This is a genomic window from Amycolatopsis sp. NPDC023774, assembly GCF_040639695.1.
In the GTDB taxonomy this organism is placed as follows: domain Bacteria; phylum Actinomycetota; class Actinomycetes; order Mycobacteriales; family Pseudonocardiaceae; genus Amycolatopsis.
In genome coordinates this window covers 167843-179284 of sequence record NZ_JBFAAJ010000017.1, presented here as the reverse complement: position 1 = coordinate 179284, position 11442 = coordinate 167843, and the positions used below count along the sequence as shown (strand labels likewise).

The following is an 11442-nucleotide window of genomic DNA, read 5'->3' as shown; positions in this document are numbered from 1 at the left end:
CCAAAAGTGGCTGGACAAGAACACGCGGATCACCCTGCACTTCACGCCCACCAGCTGCTCCTGGCTGAACATGGTCGAAATCTTCTTCGGCATCATCACCCGCCAAGCCATCCGCCGCGGCACCTTCACCAGCGTCAGCGACCTCGAAACCGCCATCCGCGACTTCATCGACGCCTACAACGACCGCGCCAAACCCTTCACCTGGACCGCCACCGACGACGACATCATCACCAAAATCAACCGTAAAATTACTTCAGACACACGACACTAGCAGCGCCGAGCCGTCAGGATGGCCCCGAACTGCGTGGTTGCCTGATAGTCCCGTGTCCCCGAGCCGACCGTGCAGAATCGTCCGGAAACGGCGCCAGCGGGTGAACCGTTCCGGGGCGGCGGTCAGCCGACTTCGGCGGAAACGAGCTCACCCGGCTCGTCGGCCGCGGCTTGGCGGGCGTAGCGGCGGGCCATCGCGGCGCACACGATCAGCTGGATCTGGTGGAACAGCATCAGCGGCAGCACGATCAGGCCCACCTGCCCGTGACCGAAGAGCACGGTGGCCATCGGCAGGCCGCTGGCCAAGCTCTTCTTGGAGCCGCAGAACACGATCGTGATCCGGTCGGCGCGGTCGAAGCCGAGCAGCCGCGCACCGACGCTCGTGGTGGTGAGCACGGCGGCGAGCAGCACCACGCACACGCCCAGCAGCACGAACAGTGGGCCGAGGTCGAGCTTGTGCCAGATGCCTTCGGTCATGCCCTCACTGAAGGCGGTGTAGACGACGAGCAGGATCGAGCCGCGGTCCACGAGCTTCAGCGGTGCCGAGTGGCGGCTGACCCAGCCGCCGATCCACCGGCGGGCGAGCTGGCCGGCCACGAACGGCACGAGCAGCTGCAGCACGATGTCCAGCACCGCCTGACCGCTCACACCCGGGCCGTCGGTCGAGAGCAGCAGCGCGACGAGCAGCGGCGTCAGCACGATGCCGAGCAGGTTCGACACCGACGCGCTGCAGATGGCGGCCGCGACGTTGCCCTTCGCGATCGACGTGAACGCGATCGACGACTGCACCGTGGACGGCAGCAGGCACAGGAACATCACGCCGGTGTAGAGCGGCGACGTGAGCAGCCCGGGGGAGAAGAACGACGCGGCGAGGCCCAGCAAGGGGAACAGCACGAATGTGGCCGACAGCACAGTGACGTGCAGGCGCCAGTGCTTGAGGCCGTCAATGGCTTCCTTGCTAGAAAGCCTTGCGCCGTAGAGGAAGAACAGCAGCCCTACCGCGATGTTCGCCGCAATCCCGAAGCCGGTGGCGGTGCCGCCCGAGGCGGGCAAAAGCGACGCGACGCCCACCGTCAGCAGGATGGCGGCGATGAACGGGTCGATCCGCAGCTTGGCCAGCAGTGCGGAAACGGGGCGGGTCAGCGGGGCGAACACGGTCGTCATGGAACTCCTTTCCCACCCGATTCTCCGGTGCGGCACGGTCATTCGGAACCCCGATCACCGTACTCACTGTCATTGTCGGCGCCGATAAGATGTGACGCATGCTGGATTCGCGCCTGTGCCGCTCCTTCCTCGCGGTGGCGGAAACCCGCAGCTTCACCGCAGCGGCCCGGCGGCTGGGTGTGGGCCAGCCCACAGTCAGCCAGCACATCCGGCGCCTCGAAAGCGAAGCCGGCGGGCTGCTGTTCCAACGCGACACCCACGCGGTCGACCTCACCGCGCGCGGGCAGGCGATGCTGGGCTTCGCCCAGACCATTGTGGACACCGAAGAACGCGCCGCCCGCCACTTCCGCGGCACCCAGGTGCGTGGGCGCGTCCGCTTCGGAGTGTCCGAGGACTTCGTGCTCGACGAGGTGCCCGAGATCCTGCGCCGGCTGCGGCGCAGCCACCCGCTCGTCGACGTGGAACTCCACGTCGAACTGTCCGATGTGCTCGCCCGCCGCCTGGCCGAGGGGCACCTCGACCTCGTGCTCGGCAAACGCCGCCCCGGCGACCCCGGCCCGGCCCGTGTTCTGCGGCGCGAACCCCTGGTGTGGATCGGCTCGACGGCCACTGTGCTCGAGCCGGGGCAGCCCGTGCCGCTCGTGCAGTACCCCATGCCCTCGGTCACGCGCCGGCTCGCGGTCGAGGCGCTCGAACGCGCGGGCCTCGAATGGCGCGCCGCGTGCCTCACCTCCAGCCTCACCGGCCTGCGCGCCGCGGCGGCCGCCGGGCTCGGCATCACCGTCCACGCCCGCAGCCTCGTCCCGGACGGCCTCCTCGAGCTCCCGGCCCACCTCGGCCTCCCGATCCCGGGCGACGTGGAGTTCATGCTCCTCCTGCGCGATGCGACGGAAGGCCCGGCGGCGGCGCTGGCGGACTTCGTGGTGGCGAAGCTCGGGCAGGAGTGATCGATTCGGCCGAACGGGTCCGACGGGACGCCTCGTGCCGGGACCGGTTCAAGGGTCACCGTCGATAGTCCCCGATGTGGGTGACTATCCGGCCGTCGGCGTGTCGGGGGACTGGTCGTTGACCCGGGGTACGACCTTCGGTCCGCTCGGCGACCAGCGCGCGGGCCCGATGCGACCTTCACCGCGAGGGACCGGTCCCGACGAGTCGCTCGCGACGACCGACGCGACGCGGTCTGTGACATTCGTCGCTGTACCCCAGGGAAGTACCGCGCTTCGGTGCCCGGCGTGGGGAAGTTCGCGCCCGGCTGCGAGCCGGCGTGGGCGCCGCCGCATTCGCTCGGCACGTGGGAGTTCCCGGTCGTCCCAAGCGGTCCACCGCTGCGGCGGGCAGGTCACTCCTGCCCGCCGTTGAGCAGCTTCCGCAGCCGCAACAGCGCGCGGTGCTGGGACACCCGCACCGCGCCCGGCGAGGAGCCCACCGCTTCCGCCGTCTCCTCCGCCGTCAGGCCGACCACCACGCGGAGCAGGACGATCTCCCGCTGGCGGTCCGGCAGGACGTCCAGCAGGCGCGCCAGGCGGGTCGTGAGCTCGGTGCGCAGGGCGTGTTGCTCGGGGCCGCCCGCGGGGTCCGTGCGGTCGGGTGGGTCGGCGACCGGGTCGGTGCGGTTGCGGGCGACCGCACGGTGGGCATCGGCGACCTTGTGTTGTGCGATGCCGTACACGAAGGCCAGGAAGGGGCGGCCTTGGTCGCGGTAAGTCGGCAGCGCGGCGAGCAGCGCGACGCACACGTCCTGGGCCACGTCGTCGGCGGAGGCGTAGGCGCGGTCGGGCCCACCGAGGCGGCCGCGGCAGTAGCGGACGACCAGGGGGCGGATGATCTCCAGCAGCCGCGCCGCGGCGAGGCGGTCGCCGGCCGTGGCGGCGGCGACGGGACCGTCGAGGTGGTGCCAGTGGTCGGGGTAGCGCGGGGCGGTGCGGGACTTCACGTGCCGGAGCGTCGCTTCGACGTCGAGGCCCCGGCGCAGGGCTCCGGTCAGCATCGCGTCGGCTTCCAGCAGCACGGTCACGAGGGCGTCCTCCCCCGCCGGCAAACCCGGCGAACCAGGCGACGGAGACACGCGGCGGTTGAGCCGTTCCCGGGCGTGGCGCAGGTTCGAGCGCACCGTGCTGGCCGGCATCCCGAGGGCGGTCCCGATGGCGGCCGGGGCGAAGCCGTCGAGCGACCACGCCAGCACGGCGCGCTGCGTGTCCGGCAGTGTCGCGAGCAGCTCGACCCCCAGGGCGTTCCGCTCGACGAGCGCGGTCAGACCGTCGTCCGCCGGGACGTGCTCCCCGAACCCCCGTACGTCCAGGCGCACCCGCGCGCGCGGATCGTCCGGCGGCGGCCACACCTGCGCCTCCTGCGCCAGCGCGTCGGCGGCCGCCTCGCGCGCCGCCGCCGGGTCCAGGCCCAGCTTGCAGCCGAAGGCCACCAGCGGCGGGAACTCGGCGCGGAAGAACCCGTCGAACTCGTCCACGCCCACCCCCGTCCTGTCCGCTCCGCCGTGGGAACAGGTGCGGTGAAGGCGGCGCCAGGTGTAACGATTCGATGTCGGCACCACGTGTGACGACGCGATCGCGTGGGTACCTCTCCCGGAACAACAGAAGATCAGTGTGAGCTGGGCCCGCAACTCTTAGGAACAACCGCCATCGGTGGTAAGTTGGAACTTCGGTTGTCCGCGGGCCGCCCTCTTGAGGGCGCCGGCGGAGTCGGCCGGAAGCCCGCCGAGCGTCACCCGAGCTGTACAGCTCCTTGTGAGTTGTGCTGCGCCGTGCGCCCGGAGAAGTCGGTTGACCGAGAAAAGACAATGTTCGACAGGAGGTGAAACGCAACAATGGAACTCACGAGCACCGGCTGGCTGTCCCGCGCAGCCTGCCAGGACGAGGATCCGGAACTGTTCTTCCCGATTTCGGACGTCGGCCCCGGAGCCCGTCAGGTCGACGAGGCCAAGGCGGTCTGCGCGCGCTGCCCGGTTCGCGAAGCGTGCCTTTCCTACGCCCTGGACAATGGGCTGGACAACGGCATCTTCGGGGGAACCACCGAGCTGGAGCGCCGCAAGCTGGTCCGCACCCGCTCCGCCGCCGAACGGCATCAAGCCGCCTGACCGCGTACCGGTGACCATTCCCGGAGGCGAAGGCGAGACTTTCCCGGAAAACCCCACGGGGACCGGCTTGTGCTCGGGTGGGTGACCTGATCGAGGTCACCCACCCGGGCTCTTTTTTGCCCTGCGCGGCTCATTCAGACAACGTCTCCGGTAATCCGTATGGTGCGAACGAAGCCGTTTCGAACGCCGCCACCGCTGTGACCAACCCGTACTCGACCGTGAGCACGCTGATACCGAACCGGCGAAACCCGCTCTCCCCGGGCCGGCGCACCCACGTGGCGACGGCGGGCTGCCGATTCGCCCGCACCGCGACCATCCGGAACCAGCCCGTGAAATGCGGCGACCGCGCGTCCATGCTCGTGCGCAGCGCGGCGACGATCCGCTCCCGGCTGTCGAACCAGAGTGAGTACGGCGGCATCACGGCCCGCGCGTCCTCGCGCAGCAGCTTCGCCACCGCGTTCGGATCGCCCGCTTCGTACGCGGCGATGAACCGGCGCAGCAACTCGGCTTCCTCCGCCGTGGTCGCGCCGGAGGACGCCCACTCGGCACGCCGCGCGGGCAAGCGCGCACGCAGAGTTTCCCGGGCGCGCTGCACCGCGCTGTTCGCCGACGCCACCGAGGTCTCCAGCACCGCCGCCGTGTCCTTGGCGGACCAGTCGAGGACGTCGCGCAGGACGAGCGCGGCGCGCTGCCGGGGCGGCAGGTGCTGGATGGCGGCGAGGAACGCGAGCTCGATCGTCTCGCGTTCGACCACCGCGGCGCCGGTGTCGTCGGGTGCCACGGGGTCGATTGAAGCGTGGTCGATCGAAGCGGGGTCGAGCGCTGCGTCGGGGATCGGGCCGAGCCACGGCACGTCGAGCGCGGCCGGGGTGCCGGCCGGGTCGGCGGCCGCGCCCAGCTCGTCCGGCAGGACGCGACGGGGCCGGCGGGCCAGGGCGTCAAGGCACACGTTGGTGGCGATGCGGTACAGCCACGTCCGCACGCTCGCCCGGCCCTCGAACCCGCCCCGGCCCTTCCACGCCCGCAGGAACGCCTCCTGCGTGAGGTCCTCGGCTTCCTCGAACGAACCGCTTATCCGGTAGCAGTGCACCCGGATCTCGCGGCGGTGCCGTTCGAGGAGCGTGCCGAAGTCGTCGTCCACGCGGAGAACCGTAGCTCAGGCGCCTTCCTGGGCGAGCCGCTCGAGACCGCTCTGGGTCTTCAGCGGCAGGTGTTTGAGGAACGCCACCGCCACCACCACGAGCAGCGCGATCGGCGCGGCGATGAGGAACAGGTCGCTCGTCGCGGTGCCGTAGGCCTCGCGGATCACGTTCGCGATCGGCGCGGGCAGGTCTGCGAGGTTCGGCACCTTCTCGCTGCCGCCGCTGCTCGTCCCCGGCATCGGGCCGAGGCCCTCGGTGATCAGCGCCGTGACCCGGTTGGCCAGCACCGCGCCCAGCGCGCTCACACCGATCGAGCCGCCGAGGCTGCGGAAGAACGACAGCGTGGAGGTCGCCGCGCCGAGGTCGTGGGCCGGCACGTCGTTCTGTGTCACCAGCACCAGGTTCTGCATCAGCATGCCGACCCCGACACCCAGCACCAGCATGAACAGGCTCAGCTCCAGCACGCTGGTATGCGCGTCGATGAGCCCGAGCAGCCCGAGACCGGCGGTCAGCAGCACGGCCCCCAGGATCAGGTGGCCCTTCCACCGCCCGGTCCGGCTGATCAGCTGGCCCGACACGGTCGAGGACACGAGCAGGCCGAAGATCATCGGCAGGCTCATCAGACCGGCGACCGTCGGCGACTTGCCGAGCGAGAGCTGGAAGTACTGCGACAGGAACACCGTGCCGCCGAACATCGCGACGCCCACGAAGAAGCTCGCGATCGTGGTCAGCGACACCGTGCGGGTGCGGAACAGGCGCAGCGGGATGATCGGCTCGCGCACCTTCGTCTCCACGAACACCGCGACCGCCAGCATCACGACGCCGACCGGCACGAGCACGCCGGTCTGCCAGGAGCCCCACGCGAACGACGAGCCGGCGAGCGACGACCAGACGAGCAAAGTGGACACTCCGAACATGATCAGGAACGCCCCGAGGTAGTCCACGTGCGCCTCGCGCCGGATCGTCGGCAGCTTCAGCGTTCGCTGCAGCAGCAGGATCGCGGCGAGCGCGAACGGCACGCCGAGGAAGAAGCACCAGCGCCAGCCGAGCCACGACGTGTCCACGAGCACGCCGCCGATCAGCGGCCCGGCCACGGTGCCGACGGCGAACACGGCGCCGAAGATGCCGGAGAACTTGCCGAGCTCACGCGGCGACACGATCGCCGCCATGATCACCTGCGCCAGCGCCGTGAGGCCGCCACCGCCGATGCCCTGCGCGACGCGGCTGACGATGAGCAGCTCGATGTTCGGCGCGAAGCCGGCCACCAGCGAGCCCACCACGAACAACCCGAGCGACAGCTGGATCAGCAGCTTCTTGTTGTAGAGGTCGGAAAGCTTGCCCCACAGCGGAACGGTCGCCGTCATCGCGAGCAGCTCCGTGGTCACCACCCAGGTGTAGGACGACTGCGAGCCGCCCAGCTCGGACACGATCCGCGGCAGCGCGTTGGCGACCACGGTGGAGGCGAGGATGGCGACGAAGATGCCCATCATCAGCCCCGACATCGCCTGCAGCACCTGCTGCCGGTTCATCGCGCCCGAGGCGGCGGGCGCCTCGGTTTCGGACACGGTCATGAAGAGATCCCCTCGGAGAGTGCCTGGGTGATTGGAGTGGAGTGTCGGGTCGAGAAGAGCGCGGCCCGGTTCAGGTCGTGCGTTTCCGGTCAGTGCGGGTCGGTGAACCCGGCGGCCAGCGTGGCCACCGCTTCGTCGACCAGGTCCAGCAACGGACGCGAACCCCCGAGGTCGCGCCAGAGCATCAGCGAGGCGTTGAGCGCGCTGCCGAACGCCGACAGCAGCAGGGACGGGTACAGGTCCTTCGTCTGGTCGGTGCCCGTGCGCTTCGCGATGGCGGCGATGGTCGGTTCGACGGCGTCGGAGTTGAGCGACATGGCCCGCAGCGTCAGGCCCGGGTTCTCCTTGATGATCCGGATGCGAGTGAGCCACTCGTCGCGGTTCTCGTCGATCTCCGCCAGCTCCTCGCGCACACTCGCGAGCAGCGCCTCGAGCGTGCCCAGCGACGGCGGCAGTGCGGTGAGCCGCTCGACCATCCGCAGGCTGCGTTCGGTGTGGTCGGCGTGCGAGATCACCACCGAGTCCTCTTTGGACGCGAAGTAGTTGAAGAAGGTGCGCGCCGAGACCCCGGCCTCGGCGGCGATGTCCTCCACGGTCACTTGGTCCAGACCGCGTTCGCCGACGAGCCGCACCGCGGCGGCCGTGAGTATGCGGTGGGTTTCGAGCTTCTTGCGCTCGCGCAGGCCGGGGGAGGACACGCCGACGAGCGTAGCGCGAAACTTTCACAATCTGCAAAGTTGCAGTTTGTGAAACAGCCCACCTCGGGCGGGTCGTTCGCGGGGCTGGCAGACTGCCGCGCGTGAGCGGAACGGTGCTGGTGCTGGGCGGACGCAGCGAGATCGGGACGGCGGTCGCGCAGCGGCTCGCGGCGGGCGGGGCGAAGCGGTTCGTGCTGGCCGCGCGGCCGGGCACCGACCTCAGCGAGCAGGTCACAACGTTGCGAGCCGCCGGCGCCGAGGTGGTCGAGACCGCCGGGTTCGACGCCGACGACCTGGCCGGGCACCGGCCGTTCCTCGACCGCGTCGTCGCCGAGCACGGTCCGCTGGAGGTCGTCGTGCTCGCCTTCGGCATTCTCGGCGACCAGGCCCGGGCGGAGACCGACGCCGAGCACGCGACGGCGATCGTGCACACCGACTACGTCGCCCAGGTCGCCGTGCTCACCCACGCGGCCGAACTCCTGCGCGCGCAGGGCTCGGGCAGTCTCGTGGTGTTCTCCTCGGTCGCCGGCGTCCGCGTGCGGCGCGCCAACTACGTGTACGGCTCGGCCAAGGCCGGGCTCGACGGCTTCGCCTGCGGGCTGGCCGACGCGCTGCACGGCACCGGCGTGCACCTGCTGCTCGTGCGGCCCGGCTTCGTGATCGGCCGGATGACCGAGGGCATGTCGCCGGCGCCGTTCTCCAGCACGCCCGACCAGGTGGCCGACGCGACGGTGGCGGGGCTGCGGCGACAGCGCGCAGTCGTCTGGGTGCCGGGAGTGCTCCGTCCGGTCTTCGCGGTGATGCGCGTGCTGCCGCGCGCCCTGTGGCGGCGCATGCCGCGCTGAGCGCTCCGCGTGCTCGGATTGCCACGCGGTGTCGCGGAACCCGTGGCACAGCTCACTTTCGGCCCAGTGCAGGTCGGCCGAACGGGCATCATCATCTCTTTGCGACAGGATTCTCAGGCTATTCCCAGCTAACGCGGTGATCCTCGAAGGCGGGCCCTGCTCGGGCTCTTTCGGGGAAGCAAGGGGATTTGTCGTGCTGCTCACGTCCCGGGGCCGCCGGATCGGCGGCCGTGTCGTGCTGGGGGTGGTGTCGACGCTGGTGCTGGGTGCCACCGGGTACGCGTGGTCGCAGCTGCACCGGCTCGACACCGGGATCGTCACGGCCGACGTCATCCCGCCCGCCGCCCAGATCCCCGAGGCGCCGACCGGCCAGCCGCTGCAGGTGGCGCAGAACATCCTCCTGGTCGGGCTCGACTCGCGCACCGACGCCAACGGGAACCCGTTGCCACAGAACGTGCTCGACTCGTTGCACGCCGGCAGCAGCGAAGACGGCGGCAGCACCACCGACACGATGATCGTGGTCCACGTTCCGGCGGGCGGCGCGGCCGCCACGGCGATCTCCATCCCGCGTGACTCCTATGTGGACGTCCCGGGCTACGGCAAGCACAAGATCAACTCGGCTTACAGCCGCGCGCGGGCGTCCGCGCGTTCGCACCTGTCGGCGCAGGGCCTCAGCGGTCCACAGCTCGAGGTGGCCGCCGACGCCGAGGGCGCGAAGTCCGCGATCGCCACGGTCGAGGAGCTCACCGGGCTCACGATCAACCACTACGCGGCGGTGAACCTCGCCGGGTTCGCGGCGCTGAGCCAGGCCGTCGGTGGCGTGCAGGTGTGTCTCGACAACCCGGTGCACGACTCCTACTCCGGGGCGAACTTCCCTGCCGGCCCGCAGACGCTGTCCGGTGCTCAGGCGCTCGCGTTCGTGCGCCAGCGCCACGGCCTGCCCAATGGTGACCTCGACCGCATCGCTCGCCAGCAGGCGTTCCTCGCCGGCATGGCGAAGAACGTGCTCGGGGCGGGCACGCTGACCAGCCCGGACAAGCTGTCTGCCCTCGTCGACGCGCTGCAGGGCTCGGTCGTGCTCGACAAGGGCTGGGACGTGCTGAGCTTCGCGCAGCAGCTGCACGGCATCAGCTCCGGCGCCATCGCGTTCGTCACGATCCCGGTGCAGAGCCTGTCGCTGGCCACGCCGGCCGACGGCGACGCGGTGAAGGTCAGCCCGCAGCAGGTCAAGACGTTCGTGCAGAACCAGCTGGGCTCGTCGTCGGTGTCGGCCTCCGGCGGATCCGGCGAGACCAGCTCACCGCCCGGCACCAACGCCGGCCGGGTGAAGCCGATCGCCGTCACGAAGTCCGTGAACCCGCCTTCGGACACGCCTGCCGGGGGAACGCCACAGCAGCCGGTGGCGACGAACGCCACCGGCTGCGTGAACTGACCGGAGATCACACCGCGTCATCAGACGAAGGCGCTCTGCCCCGTGATCGCCTTGCCCACGATGAGTGTGTTCATCTCGCGGGTGCCCTCGAAGGAGTAGATGGCTTCCGCGTCGGCGAAGAACCGCGCGATGTCGTGGTCGAGCACGATGCCGTTGCCGCCGAAGATCTCGCGGCCCCACGCCACGACCTCGCGCATCCGCGAGGTGACGAACGCCTTCGCGAGCGAGGAGTGCTCGTCCTTGAAGATCCCGGCGTCCTGCAGGCGGGCCAGCTGCACGAGCATGCCCCACGACGCGGTGATGTTGCCGAGGCTCTTCACCAGGAGGTCCTGCACGAGCTGGAACCGCGCGATCGGACGGCCGAACTGCTTGCGCTCCTTCGCGTAGTCGAGAGCTAGTTCGTAGGCGCCGATCATCACGCCCAGGGCCTGCCACGCGACGCCGCCGCGGGTGGCGCGCAGGATCTCCGCGACGTCGCGGAAGGAGTCGATGCCCTGCAAGCGGTTCGCCTCCGGCACGCGCACGTCGGTGAGGGTGATCTCGGCGTTCTCGACGATGCGGAACGCGAGCTTGTTCTCGATCTTCACCGGCGAGAAGCCCGGCGTGCCCTTCTCTACAACGAAGCCCTTCACGTTGTTGTCGTCCACGTCGCGCGCCCAGACGACCACGTAGTCGGCGAAGGTCGCGTTGCCGATCCAGCGCTTGGCACCGTTGAGCATCCAGGAGTCACCGGAACCCTCTTTTGATACACGCCGCGCCGTGGTGCTCATGCCACCGGCCACATCGGACCCGCCGAGCGGCTCGGTCATCGCGAACGCGCCGATCTTGTCCATCGCGGCCATCTCGGGGAGCCAGCGGTCACGCTGTTCCCGGCTGCCGCCGAAGTAGATCGAGTACATCGCGAGTCCGTTGTGGACACCGAAGAACGTGGCGACCGACGCGTCGGTGCGGCTCATCTCCATGGCCATCATGCCGGTGAGCAGGTGGCTGGTGGCGGCGCGGTGCTCGCCGTAGCCCTCGTAGGGCAGGCCCGCGAGACCGCTCTCGCGGAACTTCGCGATGAGCTCCTTCGGGAACGTGCCGGCCGCCCAGTTCTCATTCACCAGGGGCTTGACCTCGTCGCGCATGAACCCGCGGGCCTTGAGCAGCAGCTTGCGCTCCTCCTCGCTCAGCAGGGTTTCGTAGTCGTAGAAGTCGGCGACGAGCTGGTCTTCCAGGGTGGTGGTCAT

At 70.0% G+C, this 11442-nt stretch carries 11 protein-coding genes and 1 pseudogene; 5 read left to right on the top strand and 7 right to left on the bottom strand.

The features are described 5' to 3' along the window. Positions 1–271: transposase (locus AB0F91_RS29840; RefSeq protein WP_360602732.1), on the top strand; the 271-nt coding region annotated here is incomplete at its 5' end. Between the two features lie 122 nt (positions 272–393). On the opposite strand, the gene AB0F91_RS29835 is transcribed toward AB0F91_RS29840, so the two are convergent. Then, positions 394–1434: a bile acid:sodium symporter family protein gene (locus tag AB0F91_RS29835; RefSeq protein ID WP_360602730.1), complete on the bottom strand. Its 1041-nt coding sequence runs from the start codon at positions 1432–1434 to the stop codon at positions 394–396. A 98-nt stretch (positions 1435–1532) separates the two neighbouring features. On the opposite strand from AB0F91_RS29835, the gene AB0F91_RS29830 reads away from it, so the two are divergent. Further along, positions 1533–2381 carry a LysR substrate-binding domain-containing protein gene (locus tag AB0F91_RS29830; protein WP_360602728.1) on the top strand — a complete coding sequence of 283 codons (849 nt, stop codon included), beginning with the start codon at positions 1533–1535 and terminating at the stop codon, positions 2379–2381. A gap of 392 nt (positions 2382–2773) precedes the next feature. Here AB0F91_RS29830 and AB0F91_RS29825 read toward each other — a convergent pair whose 3' ends face one another. Together AB0F91_RS29825 and AB0F91_RS29820 are read right to left on the bottom strand one after the other, a co-directional pair. Further along, the gene (locus tag AB0F91_RS29825; RefSeq protein WP_360602767.1) at positions 2774–3421 is read right to left on the bottom strand and encodes a sigma-70 family RNA polymerase sigma factor; all 648 of its coding nucleotides are present in this window, start codon (positions 3419–3421) and stop codon (positions 2774–2776) included. Positions 3422–3520: 99 nt separating this feature from the next. Then, a pseudogene (locus tag AB0F91_RS29820) lies at positions 3521–3739 on the bottom strand (sigma factor-like helix-turn-helix DNA-binding protein); the annotation flags it as partial. Positions 3740–4255: 516 nt separating this feature from the next. Between AB0F91_RS29820 and AB0F91_RS29815 the strand changes: the two are divergent. Then, positions 4256–4525, top strand: a complete 270-nt coding sequence (locus AB0F91_RS29815; protein ID WP_220242340.1) for a WhiB family transcriptional regulator — start codon at positions 4256–4258, stop codon at positions 4523–4525. A 130-nt stretch (positions 4526–4655) separates the two neighbouring features. On the opposite strand, the gene AB0F91_RS29810 is transcribed toward AB0F91_RS29815, so the two are convergent. From AB0F91_RS29810 to AB0F91_RS29800, 3 genes are all read right to left on the bottom strand, one after another. Then, complete coding sequence (locus tag AB0F91_RS29810; RefSeq protein ID WP_360602726.1) at positions 4656–5666, bottom strand: RNA polymerase subunit sigma-70; 1011 nt, start codon at positions 5664–5666, stop codon at positions 4656–4658. A 15-nt stretch (positions 5667–5681) separates the two neighbouring features. Further along, positions 5682–7238 (bottom strand): MDR family MFS transporter, encoded by a 1557-nt coding sequence (locus AB0F91_RS29805; RefSeq protein WP_360602724.1) that lies wholly within the window; start codon positions 7236–7238, stop codon positions 5682–5684. An 89-nt stretch (positions 7239–7327) separates the two neighbouring features. Beyond that, positions 7328–7936, bottom strand: a complete 609-nt coding sequence (locus AB0F91_RS29800; protein ID WP_360602722.1) for a TetR family transcriptional regulator — start codon at positions 7934–7936, stop codon at positions 7328–7330. 101 nt (positions 7937–8037) lie between these two features. Here AB0F91_RS29800 and AB0F91_RS29795 point away from each other — a divergent pair, with 101 nt between their 5' ends. Both AB0F91_RS29795 and AB0F91_RS29790 read left to right on the top strand, forming a co-directional pair. Further along, entirely contained in the window at positions 8038–8781 is a 744-nt protein-coding gene (locus AB0F91_RS29795; RefSeq protein ID WP_360602720.1) for an SDR family NAD(P)-dependent oxidoreductase, read from the top strand. A 193-nt stretch (positions 8782–8974) separates the two neighbouring features. Further along, positions 8975–10213 carry an LCP family protein gene (locus AB0F91_RS29790; RefSeq protein ID WP_360602718.1) on the top strand — a complete coding sequence of 413 codons (1239 nt, stop codon included), beginning with the start codon at positions 8975–8977 and terminating at the stop codon, positions 10211–10213. A gap of 20 nt (positions 10214–10233) precedes the next feature. Here the strand turns inward: AB0F91_RS29790 and AB0F91_RS29785 are convergent, their stop codons facing one another. Continuing rightward, positions 10234–11442, bottom strand: a complete 1209-nt coding sequence (locus AB0F91_RS29785) for an acyl-CoA dehydrogenase family protein (RefSeq protein ID WP_360602716.1) — start codon at positions 11440–11442, stop codon at positions 10234–10236.